Raw genomic sequence first — 23,462 nt, 5'->3', positions numbered from 1 at the left:
CATCGGGCTTAACATCTGTCCTCGTGCTGGTCTCGCGTACCCTCGTGGCTCTTGGAGTCTCCGTTCTGGGCGCGGTGGTGCTCGCCGCCTGTGGCGCGCCGCCCGGGCTCGAGGAGCAGACCTGGTCGCGCCCGGGCGTGTCCGCGTCCGTGCCGGTGCTGGACGTGCCGTCGCTTCCGTCGGTGCCGGACCCGTGGCTGACGCCGACCGCACCGCCCACCGAGCAGTACGCGGAGACCGTGCTGGTCCCGTGCCAGGGTGACCCGGCCGCGGCCGACGTGATCGCGGTGCTGGGGCGGACCGGCGACCTGGTACCGGCCGGCGGGACCGCGCGCGTGACCAGCGGACCGTTCTGCGCAGGGACGTGGCAGCTCAGCCTGGTCGCCATTCCGGAGGCGGAGCCACTGTTCGTGGTGACCAGCGGCCTGGCCGAGACCCTGAAGCTGGTCACCGCCGGAACGAACGTGTGCTCGGCCCGGGTGCGCGGCGCCGCCCCGTCCGCGGTCCGCGCCGTGGCCTGCGGTGAGGCGCCGCTCCCGACCGCCTCCACCTCCCCCACGCCGACCACCGCGTTCCAGATCTAGAGCCTGTATCGAAGTGGGGGCCGGAGCGAGGCGCGGTCCAGGTGTCGTGGAGGGTGTGCGGCGCGGAAGTCCGCATACCGGTGTTGTATGTGGGCTTGTGCGACGTGCGGCCAGGCGGCGCCTGGGCCACGCCGCAGCCCGTCTCCCACCTCGATACAGGCTCTAGCACCGTTCGCCGGGCGCCTCATCCATGATCGGGGCGTCCGGCGACGCTGTTCTGACAAAATGGGGGATGCCCCGATCACGGGTTCGGTCCCGCGTACCGGCGGCGGCGGGGGTTGCGGGGAGAGCCGCGCTGATGCGGGGCCTAAGGTTCTGGGTATGCGGTTCGTCTACCTGGGTCCCGAGGCTACGTTCACCGAGCAGGCGCTGCTCACGGTCGAGGAGGCGGTCGCCGGCGACCGGGTGCCCGCGCGCAGCGTGCCCGAGGCGCTGGACGCTGTGCGGGCCGGGGACGCGGATGCCGCACTGGTCCCGCTGGAGAACTCGATCGGCGGCGCGGTGCCGATCACGCTGGACGAGCTGATCGCCGGCGCGCCGCTGATGATCACGCGCGAGGTGGTGATCCCGGTCGAGTTCGTGCTCGGCGCGCGGGCCGATACCGCGCCCACCGCGATCCGGACCGTGGCCGCGCACCCGCAGGCCTCCACCCAGTGCCGCAACTGGCTGCGCGCCCACCTGCCCGATGCCGAGGTCACGGACGTGCTCTCCAACTCGGCCGCGGCGATCGCGGCCGCGGCCGGCGAGTTCGACGCCGCAATCTGCGCGCCGCTCGGCGCGACGCGCTACGAACTGGCCGTGCTGGCGGACAAGATCGCTGACCATTCGCACGCGGTGACCCGGTTCGCACTGGTCACCCGACCCGCGACACCGCCGGGGCCGACCGGTGACGATCTCACGTCACTGGCCCTGATCATCCGGCATGACCAGGTGGGGGCGCTGTTGACGGTGCTGACCGAGTTGTCGGTCCGCGGCATCAACCTGACCCGCATCGAGTCCCGGCCGACAGGCGAGGCGCTCGGCCGCTACGTGTTCTTCCTCGACTGTGCCGGGCATGTGGCGGAGACGCGTTTCGGCGAAGCCCTTCAGGGATTGCGGCGGGTCTGCGCGGAGGTCCGGTTCCTCGGCTCCTATCCGCGGCACCGCTGGACTCCCGGCCTCGACCACCCGGTGCCCGCCCCGGCCAATCTCTCCGACGACGCGTTCGCCGCCTCCGCTTCGTGGGTCGACCGCCTCCGTCACGGCGACTACTGATCGGCTCGGGTGGGGCCTGAATCCGCATAGTCGTTGATGCCATCTCTTGGTGAGCCTCGCCCGAAGCCTTCGCGCGGCGGCGTGCCGGGTGCCCGATATTTCAGCTCATAGCTACCTGTTACTGACGGTAGCGATGACTAGTGATACGTGGTGCACGGAATGAGTGAGCCGTGAGGTGCGTGGCGTATCACTAGTCAGTCGATCATGAGGCGATGGTGACTCGATCCGGTGCGGACCGACCTTGCAAGAGCCGCGTCTTGGACATTTGCCACATGCGTCGGCGCCGGCCAGCGCGTAATCCTGTGGGGGATCTCGCAGGAGTGACGCAACGTGAAGAGGAACCCGAGACGGAGGGCTCGCGCTGGCGATCTTCCGCGATTCGGGAGACCGCATTCACAATGTGGAAGCGGCAGCCGCCCAACGAGACGCGGCCTGTCCGGAGATCGACGTCCGCCGGATATAAGGCGATATATCGGGCATGACTAGGCAAGATCAACGGTCGAATGTACGGCAGCGCCCCTATGAGCCACCGGCGAGGGCGCTTGCGTACATTCGACCGTTGATCAAGCGAATCCTGTGCTTTGCGCTACGCGACGCCGGTCTCGCGAACCCGATCACAGCGTGGCCTCGGCCGCGACGCCCGGCACCGCCCGACCGCAGTGCGGTCTTGACCAACGTCGCACTCTGGCCGGGCGCGGTCCGACCGCCGCACGGTCCCGGCAACCGCACGGTCCCGGCCACCGCACGGTCCTGACCGCCGCACGGTCCCGGCCACCGCGCGCGGTCCCAGCCGCCGCACGGTCCCGGCCACCGCACGGTCCCGGCCGCCGCACGGTCCCAGCCGCAGCGAAGTCTCAGCCTCGGCGCAGTCCCAGCCGCCGCGCAGTCCCAGCCGCAGCGTGGTTTGATCGCCGGCACCGCGCCAACCAGCCGACCACGGCGCTGGCTACACGCGGCACCAATCGCAGGGCTGCTCTGAATGAGCGTGTCGCGGCACCGGCCGCACGCGGCACTGATCCCGCACGGATCAGTGCCTCGGGTGGGGTGCCGTGAGCGTGAGGCGCGGCTGGGAAGTGGGGTGGCGGGGTTCGGGGAGCAGCGGCGGGACTGGCTCCGATGGGGCGTCCGGAGCGACGGCGGAGGCAGCCCCGAGGTTTGCCCGCTCCGAGCATGCGGGCCGTACCACGCCGAAAGCAGGAATATCCGCTTTATGGGTTTAGTCGAGAAGGTTGCTGAGGAGGCCGCCGCCGCTGCTGCTCTGGCCACCGGCGACGACGTGGCCGCCCGGCGGCTCCTCGGAGGGCTGGACGACGACGAAGCCCTGGCCGGCGAAGCTCATCGTGAAGGCCTCGCCGGTGGAGCGGCCGAGGAGCGTGCCGATACCGAGCTGGTCGGCGCGGTGGTAGCCGGTCTGCAGGTTTGCGGACCAGGCGATGGCCGCCTGCGGGTCGACGTAGGTGGGCGCGTCGATGTTGAGCACGACCGGGCTGCCGTTGGAGGTGACCGCGATCCGGCCGTACCCGGTGAAGACGCAGTTGAAGAGGCCGGCGGAGGACATCATGCCCATGCCCTGGACCATCTTGATGTCGTAGTTGAGCGTGGGGTCGAAGGCCAGCACGTTCGCCCCGTTGATCGACAGCGCGTCGCCGTGCTCCAGGTCGATGATGTGGATGTCGGAGGCGCGGTCGGCGAGGAAGAGGTCGCCGTGGCCGGTGACCTTCATCAGCGGGACGCCTTCGCCGGTGAGCTGCTTCTTGATGAACTTGCCCAGGCCGCCGGAGCCCTGGGCCTGGAACTGCATCTGCCCCTGGTACGCCACCATGGTGCCGGTGCGGGCCATCATCTCGCCGTTGAGCTGGTATTTCAGCATCTTCGAGTTCTGCAGCCGCATGCCGGGGTGCTGATCCTGGTTGTTCTCCAGGTTCTCCGCGGAGAAGAGGGCACTGCGCATGATGGTTCCTCCAGCCTGACCGAACTGTTCGGCTTCGAGCCTAGATCGGGTGTTCAACCCCAGCCGAGATCGTGCAGCCGCGCGTCGTCGATGCCGAAGTGGTGGGCGATCTCGTGGACCACGGTCACCGCGACCTCGTCGACCACGTCGTCCTCGCTGTCGCAGACGCGCAGCGTGGGGTTGCGATAGATGGTGATCCGGTCGGGCAGCACGCCGGCGTAGTCCCAGCCGCGCTCGGTCAGCGCGTGGCCCTCGTAGAGCCCGAGCAGCTCGGGCTCGCCGGGCGGGGAGTCGTCCTCGACCAGGATGACGACGTTGTCCATCAGCCGGAGCAGTTCCTCCGGCACCTCGTCGAGCGCCTCGCCGACGAGTTCCTCGAAGCGGTCGCGGTCCATCTCCACGGGCACGCGACCAACTATGCCAGCGCAAATGCCGAGCCCGCTGATCCGCGGGCCCGGCAACGCGGTGGATCAGGCGAGTTTCGCGGAGAGCGTGATTTCCTGGACGCCCGGCGCCAGCAGGCGGGAGATCGGGCAGTTGGCCTTGGCCTCCTCCGCGATTCTCAGGAACGTCGGCTCGTCGATCCCGGGCACGTCGCCCGTGGTCTCCAGGTCGATCTTGGTGACGGAGAAGCCCGCGTCCGTCTGGCCCAGGTGGACCTTGGCGGTGGAGTCGACGGACGTCGGCGTGAAACCGGCGTCCGAGAGGGCCTTGGAGAACGCCATCGAGAAGCAGCCGGCGTGCGCGGCGCCGATCAACTCCTCCGGGTTCGTCCCCTCTCCCTCCTCGAAGCGGGACTTGAACGAGTAGTTGCCCTGGAGGCCGCCCTTGCCGGTGCGGACCGTCCCGGAGCCCTCGGTGAGATTGCCCTGCCAGCGGGCAGAGCCGGAGCGAATTGGCATGACTGCGACGCTAGCCCAATCCGTCCGCCGGTGCGTCCAGCCGCCGAAAGACACGAGGTCCGGGGAACCCGCAACCGGTCCCGGGACTGTGACGTCATGTCCATGGGAGCTGAAATCCCAGTTCGGCGTGACACAATCCTTCGGAGGGAGGCGGATTCCCCATGGAGCAGCAGACGCCCCGAGAGCCCGGCGCCGCGATCAACGGTCACCCGGTGCCCGACCTGCTCGACACCCGCGGCGACGATCAAACCCCAGACCCTTCCGGGGGTACGGTGTCCGGCCGCCCCTCCGGGTGGCGCGCCCGGCTGCGGCCGGACCGGTTCGTGCTGCGCGGCATCGCGGTGCTCGGCGCGGCCGGCGTGTTCGGCTCACTGATCACCGAGTGGCAGCGCTACGACGTGCCGCTGAATGACGGCGGTGACCTCAGCGGCGCGGAGGTCACGGAGCCGATCCGGGTGTACCTCGATCAGCTGGGCGTGCTCGCGTTCGGCTACCTCGGTGCCGCGATCGCGCTGATCGGCTGCGTCGCGCTGGTGCTGTTCGGCCGCGCGTCCGGGCGCGCGCAGAGCCGGGTGCTGGCACTCGCCATGGCCGGTGCCGCGCTCGCCTGCGGGGCCGCGGTGATCTTGTCCAGCGACTCGGAGACGATCCGGGTCGGCGGGCTGGTCTACCTCTCCGGCGAGGTCGACTTCTCGCTGCACACGGAGAAGGGGACGTGGTTCGCGCTGGCCGGCGTGGCGCTGCTCGGGCTCGCCGCCTTCCTCGCACCGCGGCCGCGGGCCGTTCCCGCCGTCGCGAGCGGGCCGGAGAGCGACCCGGACGCGGACGAGTGGCGGCAGCCGGTGGTGCCACGGCACGCGGACGAGACGCCGGGCGCGCCGCTGGACCTGAGCGTGGAGCCGGTCGAGCCGTTCCAGCGCTCGTTCGACGACCGGCGCGAACCCTGGCGCTGACCCGCCCCGGGGATATCGGGGTGAGCGCTCGGGAGCGCCCCGGTAGGCTCAACAGCTGTGATTGATCTGCGCCTGCTTCGTGACAACCCGGACGCGCTCCGAGCGAGCCAGCGCCAGCGGGGTGAGTCGGACTCCGTCGTCGACGAGCTGCTCTCGGCGGACGAGTCCCGGCGGTCGGCGGTGCAGCGCTTCGAGTCCCTGCGCGCGGAGCAGAAGACGCTCGGCAAGCAGATCCCGAAGGCCGCGCCGGACGAGAAGGCGACGCTGCTTGCCCGCACCAAGGACCTGGCCGCCGAGGTGAAGGCCGCGGAGGCCGCGGTCGGCGAGGCCGAGGTCGAGCTGAAGCGCGCGCAGTTCGCGATTCCGAACCTGGTCGAGGACGGTGCGCCGGCCGGCGGCGAGGACGACTACGTCGTGCTGCGCGAGGTGACGCCGGACGGGCGGCTCGGCGCGGACCGCGACCCCGGCTTCAAGATCAAGGATCACCTGGAGCTGGGCGAGTCGCTCGGCGCGATCGACATGGAGCGCGGGGCGAAGGTCTCCGGCAGCCGGTTCTACTACCTGACCGGCGTCGGCGCGCTGCTGGAGCTGGCGCTGCTGCAGATGGCGATCTCCCAGTCGGTGGAGTACGGCTTCACCCCGATGATCCCGCCGGTGCTGGTCAAGCCGGAGTCGATGGAGGGCACCGGCTTCCTCGGCGCGCACGCCAGCGAGATCTACCGCCTGGAGGCGGACGACCTCTTCCTGGTGGGTACGTCGGAGGTGCCGCTCGCGGCGTACCACAGCGACGAGATCCTGGATCTCTCCGAGCCCCGGCGGTACGCGGGCTGGTCGACCTGTTTCCGGCGCGAGGCCGGCTCCTACGGGCGGGACACCCGCGGCATCATCCGGGTGCACCAGTTCGACAAGGTCGAGATGTTCAGCTACTGCCGGCCGGAGGAGGCGCGGGAGGAACACCTGCGGCTGCTGGCCTGGGAGGAGCAGATGCTGGCCAAGTGCGAGCTGCCGTACCGGGTGATCGACACCGCGGCCGGCGACCTCGGCACCAGCGCGGCACGCAAGTTCGACTGCGAGGCGTGGGTGCCGTCGCAGGGTGCGTACCGCGAGCTGACCTCGACGTCGAACTGCACCACGTTCCAGGCCCGCCGGCTCAACGTGCGGTACCGGGACGCGGACGGGAAGACGCAGACCGCGGCCACGCTGAACGGGACGCTCGCCACCACCCGGTGGATCGTCGCGATCCTGGAGAACCACCAGCAGCCCGACGGTACGGTCCGGGTGCCGAAGATGCTCCAGCCGTTCCTGGGCGGCCGCGAGGTGCTGGAGCCGATCACCAAGCGCTGATCTCCTGTTGATTGCCACGTCACAGAGAAGTCGTGGTGGCGTAGCAATCAGTGAGCTATCGTTGCTCTCCCCCGCCGCCGGGTGCGGACCCGCCGTCCCCGGCGCGGGCAGGCGAGAGAGGGCGTGTCATGGCTGGTCAGACCGCATTGGTGTCACGTGTGGGGGTCCGGGCCGGGTTGCCGAAGCTGATCGCCACCGACCTCGACGGGACGCTGGTCCGGAGCGACGAGACAGTCTCCGACTTCACCCACTCCGTGCTGGACCGGGTGCGCGCGGCCGGCATACCCGTGGTCGGCGCGACCGGTCGCGGCCCGCGGCTGACGGAACTGACCCGCAACGACATCCGGGACGCGGACTTCCTGGTGATGGCCGGCGGTGGCCGCGTGGTCGACCAGCGCGACGTGCGTGAGCCGATCGTGCTGCGCGACGCCCGGCTCTCCGCCGCGGACCTGACCCGCGCGCTCACGCTGCTGGAAGAGGCCGCTTCCGGGCCGCTCCTGGTGATGGTCGAGGCGTCGGACGAGCACGACGCGCCGCTCTGGGGCGATCTCGACCCGCACTGGCGGTACGACCGGATAGAGCAGCGCTCCCGCGTCGAGTGCCTGGACCACGACGTGATCAAGGCGTTCGCCCGTGCCCCGCACCTGGACGTGGACGACCTGCTGGCCCGCGCGCAGGCGGTGATCCCGCCGTCGCTGGCCTCGGTCACCCAGGCCGGCCTGGGTTACGTGGAGATCGCGCCGCCCGGCGTGGACAAGGCGAGCGGCCTGGCCGTGGTCGCGGCACACCTCGGCGTCGACCCGGCGGACGTGCTGGTCTTCGGCGATATGCCCAACGACCTGCCGATGTTCCGCTGGGCCGGATGGGCCCGGGTCGCGGTGACGAACGCCCACCCGAGCGTGCGCGCTGCCGCCGACGAGATCACGCTGCGCAACGACGACGACGGCGTGGCGGTCTACCTCGATCGGCTACTCTCGGCCTGATGAACAGCCTGCCGCGCCTGGTCGCCACGGACATCGACGGCACGCTGGTGCGGAGCGACCGCACGATCAGCCCGCGCACGATCGCCACCCTGGAGCGGGTCTCCGCGACCGGGGTGCCGGTCGTGCTGGTCACCGGCCGGCCGATCCGCTGGCTGCACCAGGTCTACGAGCAGCTGAGCACGCCGCTGCCGGCGGTCTGCGCGAACGGCGCGGTGATCTACGACCCGGACACGGACACGCCGCTGCACACCGCGCCGATGGACCCGGAGATGCTGTCCCGGGTCGCGGAGCGACTGCGCGCGGAGATCCCGGGCGTGGTGCTGGCCGTCGAGATCGAGGACAGCCGGCACATGCTGCACGAGCAGGAGTGGCCGGTCCGGTACGAGTCGGGGATGCCCACGATCCGGGTGGTCGGCTCGCCGGAGGAGATCACCTCCGCGCCCGCGGTGAAGCTGCTGGCGCGGTCCGGCAGCCGGGACGCGGACGAGTTCGCCGCGCTGGTCAACGGTTGCCTGACCGGGCTGGCCGAGGCGACCCACTCGTCCTACTCCGGGCTGGTGGAGATCTCCGCGGTCGGCGTGACCAAGGCGGCCGGGCTGGAGTGGTTCTGCCGTCGGCACGGCGTGGACGCGGCGGACGTGATCGCGTTCGGTGACATGCCGAACGACCTGCCGATGCTCACCTGGGTGGGCCGGCCGGTCGCGATGGCGAACGCGCACCGCGCCGTCCTCGAGATCGCCGCGGACACCGCCCTGTCCAATGACGATGACGGCGTCGCGGCGTACCTCGAGAAGGTCTTCGGCTTCTGACCCGCGGTGGGCCGGGCGTCGCCCGCATGTTCGAGCGACGTGGACGGCTAGAGGTATTGGCCGGTGCGGCCGCCCTCGGCGTTCGGCGGGATGCCGGGCGTCAGGCCACCGGGGCCGGCCGGCAGCGCGGGGCGGCCGCCGCCGCGCATCTGCTCGAGCTGCAGGCGGGCCGCCATCTGCTGGGCGACCAGCGCGGCCTGGATGCCGTGGAAGAGCCCTTCCAGCCAGCCGACCAGCTGGGCCTGGGCGATGCGCAGCTCGGCGTCGCTCGGCGGGGTGTCGCCCTCGAACGGCAACGACAGCCGCTCCAGTTCCTCGCGCAGCTCCGGGGCGAGACCGTCCTCCAGCTCGGCGATCGAGCGCTGGTGGATCTCGCGCAGCCGGCCGCGGCTCGCCTCGTCCAGCGGCGCGGCCTTCACCTCCTCCAGCAGCTGCTTGATCATGCTGCCGATGCGCATGACCTTCGCCGGCTGCTCGATCAGGCGGGACGGGTCCTCGGCGTCCGCGGTCTCGCCGGCCGCGACGGTGCCCAGTGGGCTGCCGTCCGGGCCGACCACGAGCACGGTGCCGTCCTTGTCTTCGGTGGTACTGCGGGGTGCCTCGCTCATGACCCCATCTTCGCTCACCGGCGAAGGCACCCGCCAAGGGTGGTTCCCCGAGCCGTGCCTGCTGGGTTGCTTCGCTTCCGGAACGCGGTGCTTACCCCGCCCGGGGCAAACACCGCGACACGAAGTCCCGGGATCGGGGCATTGACGAAGCCTTCTCGAACAGGTAGACACCGCAGTGACCCGGAGATCGGAAACTGTTTCAGGTGGGAGCGAACGCGTGTCGCACATGGACCGACGGCGGGCACTGCGCATCTTCACGGGCCTTGGCGCAGGGATCGGAATGGCGGGAATGTCCGGTGTGGTCGCCGGTTGCGGCGGCGGCGACACCGAGGACGACGCCACCGGCAAGATCACCGACAAAGTGCTCAAGGTCGGCGTGATCGCCCCGCTCAGCGGCGACCGGCAGCCGGCCGGCGACGAGATCATCAACGGCCTGAAGCTCTACCTCGACTTCAACAACGGCCTGCTCGGCGGGCACCCGATCGAGCTGGTCACCGCGGAGGAGGGCGACAGCGCGGCGACCGCCGCGGCCGCCGCGGATCAGTTGATCAATAGCGGCGTGTCGGCGATCGTCGGCGTCAGCAATTCGACGCTGGTGAAAGCGGTCAGCGACAAGATCGAAAGCGCCAAGATCCCGATGCTGGGCACCGGGGGCGGGCCGGCGAGCGTGAGCAGCGCGGTTTACACCTGGTCCACGTCGTACGTGGACGACGAACCGGGCGAAGCACTCGGAACGTATATGAAAACCACCGTGAAGAGTGGCAAGATCGCAATGATCGCGCCGGCCACAAGCGGCCGGGACGCGGTCGAGGGGTTCCGCAACGCGTTCGGCACCAGCGAGCCGCAGATCTCCGACGGGCCGATCTGGATGCCGGACACGTACAACCCGTCGGCCGGCGAGCTGCTGGAGGCGATCGAGTCGATCGAACAGCTGAACGCCGACGTGCTGTTCTGCCACGCGTTCGGGCCGGCCGCGGTCACGCTGGTCAAGCAGATGCGCGCGTCCGGGCTGGACCAGCCGATCTACGCGCCCGGGCTGTTCACCGAGGGCACCAACCTGGCGCAGATGGACGCGCTGGCCGAGGGCATCTTCACCGCGCACAACTACGCGGCGGACCTGGCCAACACGTTCAACCAGCGGTTCGCGGACAACTACCGGCGGCGGTTCTCCGCGATACCGACCGCGGCATCGGTGGCCGCGTACGACGCGGGGCAGGTGCTGGACCGGGCGATCGGGATCACCAAGGTCGAGGGGCCGAGCGCGCAGGACATCAACCGGGCGATCGGCCAGGTCGGCACGATCGACAGCCCGCGCGGCTCGTGGCAGTTCAACCAGCCGCGGGCGCCGCAGCAGAAGTGGTACCTGCGCGAGGTCCGCCGCGACGGCACCCAGCTTGCCAACGTGCTGATCTCGGAGCTCTCGACGCTGGGCTGATGGTCGTCGCTGAGTTTCTGGTCGTCGCTTCGCTCCTCCGCGCGAGGGCGCTCTCGGACGTTGCCGAGACGCCCGCGCGGGTGCTGGACGTTCGGGGCAGTTATCTAGGAGTCGGCGGGTCAGTGGTCGTGGGCGGCGGTGGACGGAGTTCGGCGACGCAGCACTTGACGCTGCCGCCGCCCTTCTTCAGCTCGGTGAGCTCGACCGGGACCGGGGTGAAGCCGGCGGCGGCCAGCTTCGTGGCGAGGGCGGCGGCGTCGCCGTTGAGCACCACGTGGCGGCCGTCGCTGACCAGGTTGAGGCCGAAGTCGAGCGCGTCCGCCTCGTCGGCGAGCACGGCGTCCGGGAAGAGCCGGTGCAGCACGCGCTGGGAGGCTTCGGAGAACGCGCCGGGGTAGTACGCGATCGTGTGGTCGTCGAGCGCGGCGAGCGCGGTGTCCAGGTGGTAGAAGCGCGGGTCGGTCAGGCGCAGCGGGACGATCGGCCGGCCCAGCACCTCGACCGCCTCGGCGTGCGCGGGCGGTGCGGTGCGAAAGCCGTACCCGGCGAGGATCAGCCCGCCCGCGACGCCCGGGAGGTAGGCGAAGTCGCCCTCGCCCTCATTGATCTCGACCGGCTCGGTGTACGGCCAGCCGTGCGCGGCGTAGAACGCGCGGTGGGCCGCCGCCTCGGCGCCACGCTGCGGGAACCGGAACCGCGCGCCGTAGGCGACGCCGTCGACCGTGAACGCGCCGTTCGCCGCGAAGACCATGTCGGGCAGGGCCGGGTCGGGGTCGAGGGTGTGCACGGTGTGGCCCAGCTCGACCAGGGTCTCGCGGAGCCGTTCCCACTGCTTGACCGCGAGATCCGCGTCGACCGGCACGCCGGTGTCCATCCACGGGTTGATCTCGTACTCGACGCGGAAGAATCGCGGCGAGCACATCAGATATGTCCGACAAATGGGCTTACGTTCCCCGACCGTCATGCCTCTAGACAGTAGGTACGCTCAGGCGCGGGAAACAGATCGGAACGCTGCTTGGAAGGAGCGGATCGTTGCAGATAGACGCCGTGGATCAGCAGATCATTGCGTCGCTGGTGGCGGACGCCCGCTCGTCCTACTCCGAGATCGGCGCACGCGTCTCGCTCTCCGCCCCGGCCGTCAAACGTCGCGTCGACCGGCTGCGCGCGGCCGGCGTGATCAAGGGATTCACCACGGTCGTCGACCCGACCGCGATCGGATGGCACACCGAGGCGTTCGTCGAGCTGTTCTGCACCGGGCGCACCACCCCCGCGCAGATCACGGTCGCGGCCCGGCGCCACCCGGAGGTGCTGGCCGCCTACACCGTCTCCGGCGAGGCGGACGCGATCGTGCACCTGCGCGCGGCCGACATGTCCCACCTCGAACAGGCCCTGGAACGCCTCCGCGCCGAGCCGTTCGTCACCTCGACCCGCAGCATGATCGTTCTCTCCCGATTGTTAACTGCCTAGCGCGCTGACAGTCCTCGGGTCATTCCACAGCCGCGAGCTTTGGGCCAGGCCGGGGCTGGGGCGATCAAAAGCTCGGGGCCGGGCGTGTGCGGGGCGCTGCTAGCGCTCCCGTGGCCGCAGGCGTCAGGCGTCAGGCGGTGGGGATCGGGGAGGGGTGGGTGATGCGGGTGGCGCCGGTGTAGACGTTCATGCTGGTGCCGCGGAGGAAACCGACCAGCGTCATACCGGCCTCCTCGGCGAGGTCGACCGCGAGGGTGCTCGGGGCGGAGACCGCGGCGAGCAGCGGCAGGCCGGCCATCCAGGCCTTCTGGGTCAGCTCGAAGCTGGCCCGGCCGGAGACCATCAGCAGGTGGCCGGCGAGCGGCACCCGGCCGGAGCGCAGCGCCCAGCCGATCACCTTGTCGACCGCGTTGTGCCGGCCGACGTCCTCGCGGATCGCCAGCAGCTCGCCGTCCGCGTTGAAGATCGCGGCCGCGTGCAGGCCGCCGGTGCGCTCGAACGCGCGCTGGCGCTCGCGCAGCCGGTCCGGCAGGCCGGCCAGGACCCGCGGCGAGACGCGCATCGGGTCGTCCGCGACCGGGTGGGCCGAGCGGGTCCGGATCGCGTCGATGCTGGCCTTGCCGCAGACACCGCACGACGACGTGGTGTAGAAGTTGCGGCTCGGGTCCGTGACCGGCGGCGGCACGTCCGCGGCCAGCACCACGTCGACCACATTGTACGTATTCGGCTGGTCGGTGCCGGCGCACAGCTGCGCGGTCAACACGTCGTCCGCGGACCGGATCACACCCTCGGTGAACAGGAAGCCGAGCGCCAGATCCAGGTCGTCGCCGGGGGTCCGCATGGTCACGGCCAGCGGCGCCCGCCGCCCGGGCCCGGCCGGCCCGACCCGGATCTCGAACGGCTCCTCCGCACTCAACGTGTCCGGCCGCTGCCGCACCGATCCGTCGCCGTCCACGTCGATCCGCACCACCGTGCGCCGATCCGTCGCTCTGCCCACGCCCCCACCGTATCCCCGCACCCCGCCCACCGACACCGGCGAGATCGACCGGGCGCCGGTTAGGTTCGGCGGCATGGATGCAACCGGCACAGTCGTCAACGCCACGGGCACCGACAGCGGCAGCAGCACCACCGGCGCCAGCAGCACCAGCACCAGCGGCGCCACCAACGGCAGCGGCGCCACCAACTGCGACAGCGGCAGCAGCGGCAGCAGCAGCAGCAGCAGCAGCGGCACGGGGGCCGGTGACGTGCGTGCGCGGGATCGCGGCGTGGTGGTGCTCGCGGGCGGGCGAGGCAGCCGGCTCGGTGGCGTGGTGAAGCCGGGGATCCCGGTTGCCGGCCGCACGATGCTGTCCCGGGTGCTGGACGCGACCGCCGCCCTGTCACCGCGCGTGGTGGTCGGCCCGGACGGCCTTCCGCTGCCCGCCGACGTGCTGCGCACCGTGGAGTCGCCGCCCGGCGGCGGACCGGTCGCCGGTGCGGCCGCCGGCCTGTCCGCGCTGCTGCACGCCGCTCCCGGCACGCGCCTGGTCGCTCTTCTCGCCGGCGACCTCCCGATGCTCACCGCGGCCGCCCTCGACACCCTGACGGCCCGGCTCGACGCCGCAACCACGCCCAACGCCGTAACCAGGCACGACGCTGCAATCAGGCACGACGCTGCAACCAGGCACGACGCGAGACCAGAGCACGACGCGAGACCAGAGCACGACGCCGCGTCCGATGTGGATGGTGTCTGCTTCGTCGACGGGGGCGGGCGGCGGCAGCTGTTGTGCGGTGTGTGGCGGGTGACGGCGCTGACCGCGGCGCTGGACGGGCTGGCGGCCGAGCGCGGCGATCTGGCCGGCGCGTCGATGCGCGCGTTGTTCGCCCGGCTGCGGGTACGGGAGGAGACATGGGCCGGGTCCGGTGTGCCGCCGTGGTTCGACTGCGACACGGAGGAGGATCTACGGCGGGCGGAGATCTGGGCCGCCGAGAACCCCTGACCTGTGGAGGCGACCGTGGCGGGACCCGAAGGACTGGACGAGTGGGTGGTGGCCGCGGCCGTGGAGCTGGGCCTGGAGCCCGCCGACGCGCCGGTGGGCCTGGTGCTCGACCTGGCCAAGGACGTGGCGCACAACGTGGTGCGGCCGGGGGCACCGGTGACCGCGTTCCTGCTGGGACTGGCGGTGGGCCGGGGCGCGGACCCGACCGACGCGGCCGCGCGGCTCTCCGAACTCGCGCTGCAGTGGCCCACCCCGAACACCTGAGCCCACCGAACGCCGAGCCGGCCGGAACGCCGAGCCGGCCGGAACGCCGAGCTGACTGAACAAAAGACGCACGCACTCCCGGACGGAGACGGCCCCTCGGTAGGGTGAAGCCGAGGGACGGAGGCGGAGAACATGGCAGCGGCGAACGACCAACCGGCCAAGCAGGCCGACCAATTGAGCGAGCACATCCTGCTCGACGAGCCCACTACGTCCGACCTGCGCGGCAAGGTCACCGACGCGTGGAACGAGTTCGCTCGTGCGCTCGCCGGCGTGCTCCCGTCGCTGCCCGAGGGCGCCTACGTCGAGCTGACGCTCGATCCGACCGCGTCCGGCGTGGGGGAGGCCGTCTACTCCGTGACCATCTCGGTCAAGGAGGAGGGGCACGTCTTCGCGTTCGCGGTCAGCAACACGCAGCTGCCCGAGGGCTACCGGATGGACCGGGCCGCGGTCGCGGAGATGGTCGCGCTCGGCTGGTCGCCGCCCGGCGTGGTGGAGGGCTCGGGCGGCCAGTTCGGCCTGCGGACGAACACGGCCGGCGCGACCCGGCTGGCCACCACGGTGGCCCGCACGCTGCGCGACATCTACGGCGCCCCGCACCCGGCGTTCGTGGTCTACCTGGTGCACGACAGCGAGGATGAGCCGATCGACGCGCCGCCGCTGGGCACCGCGCGGCACGAGCCGTCGATCGGCGACATCGAGCGCGCGGAGCTGGACCTGGAGGAGGCGCTGATCTCCAGCAAGGACGGCGATCCGCTGGCCGGGTTCGAGCTGGAGGACCAGGTCAAGATGGTCATCAGCTCGATGACGAAGATCTCGGTCGAGCAGCTGCAGGTGGACGCGGACGGCGACATCGGCATCCGGGCCGGCTCCGCGATGGTCTTCGTCCGGGTGCGGGACAACCCGCCGCTGGTGGACGTGTTCTCGCCGATCCTGACCGAGGTGGAGCCGACCGAGCAGCTCTACGTGAAGCTGTCCGAGCTGACCAACCGCATGCCGATCGGCCGCCTCTACTGCGCGAACGACACGGTGTGGGCGTCGATCCCGGTCTTCGGCCGGAACTTCCAGGCCACCCACCTGATGCTGGCGGTGCAGGTGATGACCGGGCTGGCGGATGAGCTGGACGACCGGCTGCACGGCGAGTTCGGCGGCAAGCGGTTCTTCGGCGAGGGCGACAAGCCCCCGGTGAAGGAGCCGGAGGACCACCGCACCGGCATGTACCTCTGAGGTAGGCCTTCGGGAACGGCCGGGCGCGCTCCGTCGTCCAACCGGGCATGACTGTGTCCCGGCGGAGCCCGGCCGTTCTCGCGTTCCTGCTCGCGCTGACGGCCTGCACGTCGTCTCCGGACGACATCCAGCACACGCCGCCGGTGCCGCCGGCGGAGGGCCTGCGACTCGTCTCATACGACTCCTGTCCCGGCCTCTATGACACGCTCCGGGCGTCCGCCGCGGCGCGGGTCGGCCCGTTCGGCTTCCCGGACGACGAGGTGTCGCTGCCGGCCGCCGATGTGGCGCGGGAGGGCGCCGCGATGGTGCCGGACGCGGGTGCCGCCCCCGACGCGTTCTCCGGGACGAACACGCACGAGCGCGGCGTGGACGAGCCCGACCTGATCAAGACGGACGGCCGCCGGATCGTGACGGTCGCGGTGCGCGGCGGTGTCCCGGTGCTCCGGGTGATCGACGCGGCGTCCCGTGCGCAGACCGGTGAGCTGGCGCTGACCGACGCCTACGGCGCCTCGGAGCTGCTGCTCGCCGGCGACCGCGCCCTGGTGCTGGCCGCGACCGACTCGCCCGTCTCCATTCCGAACGGCTTCGCCGAGGACACCCGCGGCTGGCCGGCTCCGCCGCGGTCCCGGCTGGACCTGCGCCTGATCGATCTGTCCTCCGCACCACGCCAGATCGGCCGGTATGCCATGGACGGCTCGCTGGTCGACGCACGGCAGAACGGGAGCACGGCCCGGGTCGTGGTGCGCTCGTCGCCGCGCATCGACTTTCCGCTGGACAAGCCGGACGCGGACGTGAATCGCCGGATCGTGGAGGGCGCCGGGGACGGCGTGTGGCTGCCCCACTTCGAGGTGACCGCGCCGGACGGCTCGGTGCGCACCGGCACGGTCCCGTGCGAGCGGGTGAGCCGGCCCGCCTCCTACGACGGCGTGCGCATGTTGACCATGCTGAGCTTCGACCTGGCCGGGGGCACGGCGCTGTCCGACGGCGTGCCGGTGACCGTGGTCGCGGACGGCGACACCGTCTACGGCACGGGCACGAGCCTCTATGTCGCGGACGGCGGCGCGGACCGGACCGAGATCTACCGCTTCGACACCGGCGGCGCCGGCCCGCCGCGTTACGCCGCCTCGGGCGCGGTCCCGGGCCGGCTCCTCAACCAGTACGCACTCTCCGAGTGGAACGGCAGCCTGCGCGCGGCCACCACGGTCGCGGCGCGCGACGCCGGCTCCGTCACGGTGCTGACCCAGCGCGGCACCGCGCTCGCGGTCACCGGCTCGGTCGGCGACCTGGGCCGGGGCGAGACCATCCACTCGGTCCGGTTCCTGGAGGACCGCGGTTACGTCGTCACGTTCCGCCGGACGGACCCGCTCTACGCGCTCGACCTGCGCGACCCGGCCCGGCCGGTGGTGACCGGGGAGCTGAAGATCCCGGGTTACTCCGCTTACCTCCACCCGGCCGCGACCGGCCGGCTGATCGGGGTGGGCCAGGACGCGACCGCGGAGGGCACGGTCACCGGGCTTCAGGTGTCGCTCTTCGACGTGTCGGATCCGGCGGCGCCGGCCCGCCTCGCGCAGCACCGTCTGCCGGCGAGCAGCTCGGCCGCCGAGTTCGACCCGCACGCGTTCCTCTTCTGGCCGGCGACCGGGCATCTGGTGGTGCCGGTCGCCGAGCACTCCGGTGCGGCGCCGACCGCGCTGGTCCTGCGGCTCTCCGGCGACACGGTCACGGAGGCGGGCACGCTCGCCCACCCGGACGGCAGCCCGATCACCCGGTCGCTGGTCATCGGCGACACGCTCTGGACCGCCGGTCCCGGCGGCCTGCGCGCGGTGTCGCTCGCCACGCTCCAGGGCCTCGCCTGGCTCCCGATCTGACCGGCGGCACATCAGGCGGCCCGGGGGCGGTCCAGCGCGGACGGCGGGATGCCGTCGGTGAGCACGTCGTCGAGCAGGTGGGCGATGCCGAGTGACGGGTCGGCGTCGAGCGCGCGGTCGACCGCGACCGCCGCGAGCGCGCCCTGGCCGGTGCGCCACGCGGTGAACGCGAGCAGCACGGCCGGCATCGCGGCCAGCTCGGGACGGGCGCGGCGCAGCAGGTCGGACCAGAGCGCGACCTGCCATCCGGCGGCGTCCGCCCGGTTCAACGCGTATTCCCCGACCGAATCGTGAGCCAGCAGCACGCTCAGCCACGCCGCCTCGTCGTCGTCGAGCGTGCCGCCGTCCCGATATCGCGCCAGCGCGACGCCGACCGCCCGCGCGCCGGCCCGGCGGATCTCGCCGAGCAGCGGGCCCGCACCGGCCTCGGTGCGCGCGGCCATCTCCTCCAGCCGCCGGTCTGCCACCGCGGTGGCCACGCGCATCCCCTCGCTCTCGACCGGTGCGACGGACGCGACCAGCGCCTCCCGGGAGTCGAAGACCGAGAAGCCCGCGGTCTGGCGGATCTCGGCGGCCTCGGCGTCGAACGGCCGGCCCGCGGGCGGGCAGCAGCCCTCGTCCGTGCACAGGTAGCACCAGAAGCGGTCGTCCGCGACGCGCAACTGCTCACGCACCGGGATGCCGAGGTCCAGTAGCGCGTCACCGACCGCGGCGACCAGCGCGGCGCCGCTGCTCCGCTCGTCGGTGTAGCCGAAGAGGATCACCGCGTCGATCGCCTGCCGGGCCACCACGGCCGCGATGTGCTGGGCGGCCTCGGCGACCTCGGCGAACGGTGTGTCCGCCGGTGGCAGGTCGCGGCGGGCCGCGAACATCAGCGCGTGCTCGCGTCTGCCGACCACCACCAGGCTGTCGCGCGGGTGGAAGCCGAGCAGGTAGGGCACGACCGCGACCAGGTGGGCGGGGGAGGCGACGCGGAGATCGGAGAGGCTCATGGATGTAGCGTCGCGGCCGGCCGGCGACGAGCCGTGGCGGCCTGTGGACGACGAGGGCCTTCCTGTGCACAACCGTGCCGTCGTCGAGACAGAACCCCAGGTCAGGACCGGAAGTCGAGTGCGTGGAGTTGGGGGCCGTCGCGCCAGGCCCGCGGCCGGTGCCCCAGATCCAGCGTCAATTCGATCGAGGAGAGCACGGTGAAGCCCGCCGCGTGCAGGCACGCGATCGCCTCGACGTTGCGGGACTCCGGCGTGACCGTCAGCGAGGTCAGGCCGCGGCGGCGCGCCTCCGCCGCCAGGAAGCCGAGCATCGTGGTGGCGACGCCCCGGCCACGGTGACCGTCCGCGACCACGATCGGCTCCACCGCGCCGCGCCGGCCGTCGACGATCAGCCCGACCAGGCCGATCACGCCGTCATCCGGGTGGTCGGCGACCCAGACACCGGACAGGTCGAGCCGTGTGAGGTATTCCTCGAACGCGGCGGTCGGGTCGGCACCGCCGAAACCGGGGTCGTCGTACAGCTCACGGTGCCGTTCCGTCAGCTCACCCCAGAGCTGCCGGCCCGCGCCGTGGTCCGCCGGACGATATGGACGGACGGTTACCGCACCCATACGGACATAATGACTGGATCGGCCACCGGTTGGGGGAATCGCGCGTGGACATGGCATACCTTCGTGCGCACCCGCAGCACCTCCCGACATTTCTCACCCACCAGCGGATCCGGCAGACCCCGGTGGGCGGCGGCAGCATCTCGGCCGCGTTCCGGCTGACGCTGGACGACGGCACCTCGTTCTTCGCCAAGAACCGGCCGGACCCGATGCCGGACGTGTTCTTCGAGGTGGAGGCCGCCGGGCTGCGCTGGCTCGATGCGGCCGGCGGCGTACCCGTGCCGGAGGTCCTCGTGGTCCTTCCGGACCTGCTGGCGATGGAGTGGATCGAGCCGGGTGTGCCGACCGTGGCCGCAGCCCGGCGATTCGGTGCCGAGCTGGCCGCGACGCATCTGGCCGGTGCGCCCGCGTTCGGTGCGCTGCCCGGGCACACCGACGGCTTCATCGGCGCGCTGCCGCAGGACGACACGCCCTCGGCGGGCCCGTGGGGACCCTGGTTCGCGGAGCGGCGGCTGCTGCCCTGCCTGCGGCGCTCGGTCGACGGCGGCGCGCTCGACGAGGGGACGCGGGCGGCGGTCGAACGGGTGCTGGACCGGATCGAGACGTTCGGCGGCGACGAGCCACCGGCGCGCATCCACGGCGACCTGTGGCCGGGCAACGTGCTGTGGAGCGCGGACGGGCGGGCCCGGCTGATCGACCCGGCCGCGCACGGCGGCCACCGGGAGACCGACCTGGCCGCGCTGCTGCTCTTCGGCGGGCCGCCGGAGCAAGAACAGATCATCAGCGGGTACGCCGAGGCGGCGGCCGCGGCCGGCCGGCCGTTGGACGTCGCGTGGGAGACGCGGATCCCCCTGCACCAACTGCACCTGCTGCTGGTGCACACCGCGCTGTTCGGGTCGGCCTACCGAGCCCAGGTCCGGGAAGCCACCGATGCGATGCTTCGCCGGTGAGGGCTGCGCGCGCTAAGTTCGACGCGTGGACGAAGCCACCCCCCGCCCCGCCGACCCGGGTCTCATCGACCGGTTCGGCCGGCGTGCCGTCGATCTCCGGGTCTCGCTGACCGACCGGTGCAACCTGCGCTGTACGTACTGCATGCCCGCGGAGGGTCTGGCCTGGCTGCCGAACTCGGAGGTGCTCACCGACGACGAGGTGATCCGGCTGGTCCGGATCGGGGTCGAGCTGCTCGGCGTGAAGGACGTGCGGTTCACCGGCGGCGAGCCGCTGATCCGGCCCGGCCTCACGAAGATCGTCACCGAGGTCGCCGCGCTGGACCGGCGCCCGAAGATGAGCCTGACCACCAACGGCATCGGCCTGGAGCGCACCGCGGTCGCGCTGCGCGACGCCGGGCTGGACCGGATCAACGTGTCGCTCGACACACTCGACGACGAGCGGTTCACCACGCTGACCCGGCGCCGGCGGCTGCACGACGTGCTGGCCGGCCTGCGCGCGGCGGCCGACGCCGGGCTGACCCCCGTCAAGATCAATACCGTGCTGATGCGCGGCATCAACGACGACGAGGCGCCGGCGCTGCTCGCGTTCGCACTGGAGCACGGTTACGAGCTGCGGTTCATCGAGCAGATGCCGCTGGACGCGCAGCACGGGTGGGACCGGGAGTCGATGGTCACGGCCGAGGAGATCCTGCGCGATCTGCGCGCCGCGTTCACGCTGCTGCCCGACCCGGTCGCGCGTGGTGGCGCGCCCGCGGAGACCTGGCTGGTCGACGGGCACGAGGCGCTCGGCGGCGGGCCGGCCCGGGTCGGCGTGATCGGGACGGTGACCCGCCCGTTCTGCGGCGACTGCGACCGGACCCGGCTGACCGCGGACGGTCAGGTGCGCGCGTGCCTCTTCGCCACCGAGGAGTCCGACCTGCGGGCCGCGCTCCGCTCCGGCGCCTCCGACGAGGAGGTGGCCGACCGGTGGCGGATCGCGATGTGGGGCAAACGCGCCGGTCACGGCATCGACGACCCGTCGTTCCTGCAGCCGTCCCGCCCGATGTCGGCGATCGGCGGCTGATCCCTCCATGAAGATCACCATTCGGTACTTCGCGGCGGCCCGCGCCGCGGCCGGCACCTCCGAGGAGGTGCTCGACTCCGCGGCGGCGACGCTGGAGGCGCTGCTGGCCGAGCTGGCCACCCGGCACGGGGATCGGCTGACCTCGGTCTTCGCCCGCGCGAGCTACCTGGTCGACGGCGCCGCCTGGCGCGACCGGACCGCCGCCCTCCCCTCTGACCCGACCGTGGACGTGCTGCCACCCTTTGCCGGAGGCTGAAAGCGGCTCAGTGCCGGAGGCTGAAAGCGGCTCAGTGCCGGAGGCTGAAAGCGGCTCAGTGCCGGAGGCTGAAAGCGGCTCAGTGCCGGAGGCTGAAAGCGGCTCAGTGCCGGAGGCTGAAAGCGGCTCAGTGCCGGAGGCTGAAAGCGGCTCAGTGCCGGAGGCTGAGGAAGCCGGAGGCTGAGCGAGTCGGCTCGGCGCCGGAGGGCGGGGACGCGTCTCGTGGTGGGCCGGGGGAGGCCGGGCCGCGACGGCGGTGACAGGTGACGAGGGCCGGATCGTCGCGCGGGTCCCCCGTACCCCCGGATGATTTTGATCTTTGGTTTGGGAGTTGAGGAGTTCGTGAGTACGTCACATCCCGGGCGTGGCGACGCGCGGACGGACGCCGCGGCGTGGCAGGATGCGGCGTGCCCCCGTTGAGCGCGAGACCCTTCGACGGCGCCGCGGCCGCGCCTCCGTTCGTGGCCGATCTGCACATTCACTCCAAGTACTCGCGCGCATGCAGTCGTGATCTGAACATGCCGAACCTGGCGTGGTGGGCCCGGCGCAAGGGCGTGGCGTTGCTCGGCACGGGCGACTTCACGCACCCCGCGTGGTTCGACCACCTGCGCGAGACGCTCAAGCCCGCGGAGCCCGGCCTCTACCGGCTCGCCCCGGACGTCGAGGCGGACATCGCCAAGCGCCTGCCCCCGCGGCTGTCGAGCGCGGCCGAGGCGAGCCCGATGCGCTACATGCTCTCGGTGGAGATCTCGACGATCTACAAGCGCGGCGACCGTACGCGCAAGGTGCACCACCTGATCTACATGCCGGACCTGGACGCGGCCGCGCGGTTCAACACCGCGCTCGGCCGGATCGGCAACCTCGGCTCGGACGGGCGGCCGATCCTCGGGCTGGACTCGCGCGACCTGCTGGAGATCGTGCTGGAGGCGAGCCCGGACGGGTTCCTGGTGCCGGCGCACATCTGGACGCCGTGGTTCTCCGCGCTCGGCTCGAAGTCCGGCTTCGACGCGATCGCGGACTGCTACGCCGATCTCGCGCCGCACATCTTCGCGGTGGAGACCGGCCTCTCCTCGGACCCGGCGATGAACGGGCGCGTGAGCAGCCTGGACGCGTACCAGCTGGTCTCGAACTCGGACGCGCACTCGCCGCCGGCGCTGGCCCGCGAGGCGACCGTGCTGTCGTCCGCGCTGGACTACTTCTCGGTCCGAGAGGCGCTGCGCACCGGCGCCGGGCTGGACGGCACGATCGAGTTCTTCCCGGAGGAGGGCAAGTACCACGCGGACGGGCACCGGAACTGCGGGATCAACTGGGAGCCCGCGCGGTCGCGCGAGGTCGGTGGCATATGTCCCGAGTGCGGCAAGGGCCTGACGATCGGCGTGCTGAGCCGGGTCGAGGATCTCGCCGACCGGGCCGAGGGCGTCGCACGGCCGAACGCGAAGAAGGTCACCCACCTGGTGCCGCTGGCCGAGATCCTCGGTGAGATCAACGCGGTGGGCGCCCGGTCGAAGACCGTGGAGGGGCAGCTCAACTCGCTGATCGCGGCGCTCGGCCCGGAACTTTCCATCCTGACCACGGTGCCGGTGGCGGACGTGACCGCGGCCGGCGGCGAGCTGATCGGCGAGGCGATCTCGCGGCTGCGCCGCGGTCAGGTGCACAGAATCCCGGGGTACGACGGGGAGTACGGCATCATCAAGCTGTTCGCGCCGGGGGAGCTGGGCTCCTCGGGCGGGGCGGCGCAGGCGGACACGCTGTTCGACCTCCCGGTGCCGCAGCAGCGAGTGCCGGCGAAGAAGAAGGCCGTGGCGACCGCCAAGAAGACCACGGCCGCCTCGGTACCGGCCGCGGGCTCACCGGCGCCACCGCTGGTCACCGCGTCGAGCGCGGGCGGGACGAGCACCGGCGGGTCGGGTGCCGGCGGGTCCGGTGCCGGCGGGTCCGGTGCCGGCGGGTCCGGTGCCGGCGGGTCCG

General features: G+C 71.8%; 23 protein-coding genes and 1 pseudogene. 16 read left to right on the top strand and 8 right to left on the bottom strand.

Features of this window, described 5'->3' with window-relative positions:
* Positions 1-23: 23 nt before the first annotated feature.
* Both J2S43_RS35280 and pheA read left to right on the top strand, forming a co-directional pair.
* A complete protein-coding gene (locus J2S43_RS35280) occupies positions 24-584 on the top strand; it encodes a hypothetical protein (RefSeq protein WP_306836574.1) in 561 nt (186 codons plus the stop codon).
* A gap of 321 nt (positions 585-905) precedes the next feature.
* Positions 906-1,838: a prephenate dehydratase gene (gene pheA, locus J2S43_RS35275; RefSeq protein WP_306836572.1), complete on the top strand. Its 933-nt coding sequence runs from the start codon at positions 906-908 to the stop codon at positions 1,836-1,838.
* Positions 1,839-3,054: 1,216 nt separating this feature from the next.
* Here the strand turns inward: pheA and J2S43_RS35270 are convergent.
* The 3 genes from J2S43_RS35270 to J2S43_RS35260 form a co-directional block, all read right to left on the bottom strand.
* Positions 3,055-3,789, bottom strand: a complete 735-nt coding sequence (locus tag J2S43_RS35270; protein ID WP_306836570.1) for an AIM24 family protein — start codon at positions 3,787-3,789, stop codon at positions 3,055-3,057.
* Between the two features lie 53 nt (positions 3,790-3,842).
* On the bottom strand, positions 3,843-4,190 hold the full coding sequence (locus J2S43_RS35265; protein WP_306839674.1) for a metallopeptidase family protein: 348 nt from the start codon (positions 4,188-4,190) through the stop codon (positions 3,843-3,845).
* Between the two features lie 69 nt (positions 4,191-4,259).
* Complete coding sequence (locus J2S43_RS35260; RefSeq protein WP_306836568.1) at positions 4,260-4,691, bottom strand: OsmC family protein; 432 nt, start codon at positions 4,689-4,691, stop codon at positions 4,260-4,262.
* 161 nt (positions 4,692-4,852) lie between these two features.
* On the opposite strand from J2S43_RS35260, the gene J2S43_RS35255 reads away from it, so the two are divergent.
* The 4 genes from J2S43_RS35255 to J2S43_RS35240 all read left to right on the top strand — a co-directional run bounded on the left by J2S43_RS35255 (position 4,853) and on the right by J2S43_RS35240 (position 8,780).
* Positions 4,853-5,644 (top strand): hypothetical protein, encoded by a 792-nt coding sequence (locus J2S43_RS35255; protein ID WP_306836566.1) that lies wholly within the window; start codon positions 4,853-4,855, stop codon positions 5,642-5,644.
* A 57-nt stretch (positions 5,645-5,701) separates the two neighbouring features.
* Positions 5,702-6,988 (top strand): serine--tRNA ligase, encoded by a 1,287-nt coding sequence (gene serS, locus J2S43_RS35250; protein ID WP_306836564.1) that lies wholly within the window; start codon positions 5,702-5,704, stop codon positions 6,986-6,988.
* 158 nt (positions 6,989-7,146) lie between these two features.
* The gene (locus J2S43_RS35245) at positions 7,147-7,971 is read left to right on the top strand and encodes an HAD family hydrolase (RefSeq protein ID WP_306839672.1); all 825 of its coding nucleotides are present in this window, start codon (positions 7,147-7,149) and stop codon (positions 7,969-7,971) included.
* On the top strand, positions 7,971-8,780 hold the full coding sequence (locus J2S43_RS35240; protein ID WP_306836562.1) for an HAD family hydrolase: 810 nt from the start codon (positions 7,971-7,973) through the stop codon (positions 8,778-8,780). Before J2S43_RS35245 ends, J2S43_RS35240 begins: the two co-directional genes overlap by 1 nt.
* Before the next feature lie 47 nt (positions 8,781-8,827).
* Here the strand turns inward: J2S43_RS35240 and J2S43_RS35235 are convergent, their stop codons facing one another.
* Entirely contained in the window at positions 8,828-9,388 is a 561-nt protein-coding gene (locus J2S43_RS35235; protein ID WP_306836560.1) for a bacterial proteasome activator family protein, read from the bottom strand.
* Positions 9,389-9,668: 280 nt separating this feature from the next.
* On the opposite strand from J2S43_RS35235, the gene J2S43_RS35230 reads away from it, so the two are divergent.
* Entirely contained in the window at positions 9,669-10,823 is a 1,155-nt protein-coding gene (locus J2S43_RS35230; protein ID WP_306836559.1) for an ABC transporter substrate-binding protein, read from the top strand.
* Between the two features lie 100 nt (positions 10,824-10,923).
* Here J2S43_RS35230 and ddaH read toward each other — a convergent pair whose 3' ends face one another.
* On the bottom strand, positions 10,924-11,787 hold the full coding sequence (gene ddaH / locus J2S43_RS35225; protein WP_306836557.1) for a dimethylargininase: 864 nt from the start codon (positions 11,785-11,787) through the stop codon (positions 10,924-10,926).
* Positions 11,788-11,855: 68 nt separating this feature from the next.
* Here ddaH and J2S43_RS35220 point away from each other — a divergent pair, with 68 nt between their 5' ends.
* Positions 11,856-12,290 carry an Lrp/AsnC family transcriptional regulator gene (locus tag J2S43_RS35220; protein ID WP_306836555.1) on the top strand — a complete coding sequence of 145 codons (435 nt, stop codon included), beginning with the start codon at positions 11,856-11,858 and terminating at the stop codon, positions 12,288-12,290.
* Positions 12,291-12,420: 130 nt separating this feature from the next.
* On the opposite strand, the gene fdhD is transcribed toward J2S43_RS35220, so the two are convergent.
* Positions 12,421-13,287 carry a formate dehydrogenase accessory sulfurtransferase FdhD gene (gene fdhD / locus J2S43_RS35215; protein ID WP_306836553.1) on the bottom strand — a complete coding sequence of 289 codons (867 nt, stop codon included), beginning with the start codon at positions 13,285-13,287 and terminating at the stop codon, positions 12,421-12,423.
* A gap of 73 nt (positions 13,288-13,360) precedes the next feature.
* Between fdhD and mobA the strand changes: the two genes are divergently transcribed.
* The 4 genes from mobA (at position 13,361) to J2S43_RS35195 (ending at position 17,625) form a co-directional block, all read left to right on the top strand.
* Entirely contained in the window at positions 13,361-14,269 is a 909-nt protein-coding gene (mobA, locus tag J2S43_RS35210; protein ID WP_306836551.1) for a molybdenum cofactor guanylyltransferase, read from the top strand.
* Between the two features lie 15 nt (positions 14,270-14,284).
* Positions 14,285-14,533 (top strand): DUF6457 domain-containing protein, encoded by a 249-nt coding sequence (locus J2S43_RS35205; RefSeq protein WP_370881697.1) that lies wholly within the window; start codon positions 14,285-14,287, stop codon positions 14,531-14,533.
* Positions 14,534-14,665: 132 nt separating this feature from the next.
* The gene (locus J2S43_RS35200) at positions 14,666-15,757 is read left to right on the top strand and encodes a T3SS (YopN, CesT) and YbjN peptide-binding chaperone 1 (RefSeq protein WP_306836549.1); all 1,092 of its coding nucleotides are present in this window, start codon (positions 14,666-14,668) and stop codon (positions 15,755-15,757) included.
* Positions 15,758-15,804: 47 nt separating this feature from the next.
* Positions 15,805-17,625, top strand: coding sequence for a beta-propeller domain-containing protein (locus tag J2S43_RS35195; protein WP_306836547.1), 1,821 nt, complete (start codon positions 15,805-15,807; stop codon positions 17,623-17,625).
* An 11-nt stretch (positions 17,626-17,636) separates the two neighbouring features.
* Here J2S43_RS35195 and J2S43_RS35190 read toward each other — a convergent pair whose 3' ends face one another.
* Positions 17,637-18,617 (bottom strand): DUF4192 domain-containing protein, encoded by a 981-nt coding sequence (locus J2S43_RS35190; RefSeq protein ID WP_306836545.1) that lies wholly within the window; start codon positions 18,615-18,617, stop codon positions 17,637-17,639.
* A 101-nt stretch (positions 18,618-18,718) separates the two neighbouring features.
* Entirely contained in the window at positions 18,719-19,228 is a 510-nt protein-coding gene (locus J2S43_RS35185) for a GNAT family N-acetyltransferase (RefSeq protein WP_306836542.1), read from the bottom strand.
* Between the two features lie 44 nt (positions 19,229-19,272).
* Between J2S43_RS35185 and J2S43_RS35180 the strand changes: the two genes are divergently transcribed.
* From J2S43_RS35180 to J2S43_RS42355, 4 genes and pseudogenes are all read left to right on the top strand, one after another.
* Positions 19,273-20,175 carry a fructosamine kinase family protein gene (locus J2S43_RS35180; protein ID WP_306836541.1) on the top strand — a complete coding sequence of 301 codons (903 nt, stop codon included), beginning with the start codon at positions 19,273-19,275 and terminating at the stop codon, positions 20,173-20,175.
* 25 nt (positions 20,176-20,200) lie between these two features.
* Complete coding sequence (gene moaA, locus J2S43_RS35175) at positions 20,201-21,238, top strand: GTP 3',8-cyclase MoaA (RefSeq protein ID WP_306836539.1); 1,038 nt, start codon at positions 20,201-20,203, stop codon at positions 21,236-21,238.
* Positions 21,239-21,245: 7 nt separating this feature from the next.
* Positions 21,246-21,494, top strand: coding sequence for a MoaD/ThiS family protein (locus J2S43_RS35170; RefSeq protein ID WP_306836537.1), 249 nt, complete (start codon positions 21,246-21,248; stop codon positions 21,492-21,494).
* 407 nt (positions 21,495-21,901) lie between these two features.
* A pseudogene (locus tag J2S43_RS42355) lies at positions 21,902-23,350 on the top strand (endonuclease Q family protein); the annotation flags it as partial.
* Between the last annotated feature and the right edge of the window lie 112 nt (positions 23,351-23,462).

Origin of the sequence: Catenuloplanes nepalensis (assembly GCF_030811575.1) — a bacterium.
Classification (GTDB): domain Bacteria; phylum Actinomycetota; class Actinomycetes; order Mycobacteriales; family Micromonosporaceae; genus Catenuloplanes; species Catenuloplanes nepalensis.
This window is presented reverse-complemented; position numbering and strand designations above follow the sequence as displayed.